Source organism: Salipiger marinus (assembly GCF_900100085.1).
In the GTDB taxonomy this organism is placed as follows: Bacteria; Pseudomonadota; Alphaproteobacteria; order Rhodobacterales; family Rhodobacteraceae; genus Salipiger; species Salipiger marinus.
This window is the reverse complement of record NZ_FNEJ01000105.1, coordinates 1-1087: the sequence shown is the minus strand read 5'-3', so window position 1 is coordinate 1087 and position 1087 is coordinate 1. Positions and strand designations below refer to the sequence as shown.

Here is a 1087-nt window from a genome sequence, read left to right as displayed (position 1 = left end):
GAGCGCGGGCTTGAGGCGCCGGTCTACGGGCCGCGCGAGCCGGAGGAGCGCTTGGCTGACAAGTATGGCGCTTATCTGGTCGACAGGTTGTCTGCCTGGCCGGGGCTCTCTGCCCGGCGGCTGCACCGGGAGGCCAAGGCGATGGGTTTCGAGGGAGCCTATTCGACACTGACGGAGTACCTGAGGCTGATCCCCTCCTCTCGAAATAGGCATTGGCGGCGGCGATCGGATCGCCGCTTGTGTCCACCAGTGTGGCATCTTGGTCGAATACAACCGTCTGCATAATTTTTGCTCTCTGACACAACCCGCAATCCAACGTGAAGTCGGATCACCTTGCCCCTTCTTCTCAAGTCGATAGAACGTCCGCAAACTTAAAATAAACAGGTTTGTATATGAGCATTGCGCTGATCCTCCTTGCTGCGGGCAAGGGCACCCGAATGGAGTCCGACCGCCCCAAGGTCTTGCACCCTCTGGCACAGGCGCCGCTGCTCTGGCACGCGCTGCGCGCCGGGCAGACGCTGGATCCTGCAGCCTGCGTGGTGGTGGCCGGTCATGGGGCCGAGGCCGTCAGCGCCGCCACACTGGACTATGCCCCGGAGGCGCAGGTGGTGATCCAGGCCGAACAGCTGGGCACCGCCCATGCCGTGGCGCAGGCCCGCGACGCCCTGAAAGACTTCGACGGCGACGCGCTGGTTCTTTATGGCGACACACCCTTCATCAGCGAGGCCACGCTGCAAGCGATGATCGCGGCGCGCGCCGCGCAGGACGTGGTGGTGCTGGGCTTCGAGGCCGCCGATCCGGGCCGCTATGGCCGTCTGGTCACCCGAGGCGACGATCTGCTGGAGATCGTGGAATACAAGGACGCGACCGAGGCGCAGCGGGGCATCACCCTGTGCAATTCCGGGGTGCTGATCGCCGCGTCCGAAACGCTCTTCGCGCTGATCGAGGCGGTGGGCAATGACAACGCGTCGGGCGAATATTACCTGACCGACGTGGTGGCGCTGGCCCGCGCGCGCGGCCTGTCGGCGGGCGTGGTGCGCTGCGACGAGGCGGAAACGCTGGGCATCAATTCCCGCGCCGAACTGCG

The 1087-nt window shown here is 65.2% G+C and carries 1 protein-coding gene and 1 pseudogene; one reads left to right on the top strand and one right to left on the bottom strand.

The features are described from left to right. Positions 1-190 precede the first annotated feature (190 nt). Positions 191-283 (bottom strand): annotated as a pseudogene (locus BLR51_RS28415) (haloacid dehalogenase); the annotation flags it as partial. Positions 284-392: 109 nt separating this feature from the next. Between BLR51_RS28415 and BLR51_RS27090 the strand changes: the two are divergent. Continuing rightward, positions 393-1087 (top strand): NTP transferase domain-containing protein (locus tag BLR51_RS27090; RefSeq protein ID WP_165616971.1); only part of this gene is annotated, 695 nt, incomplete at its 3' end.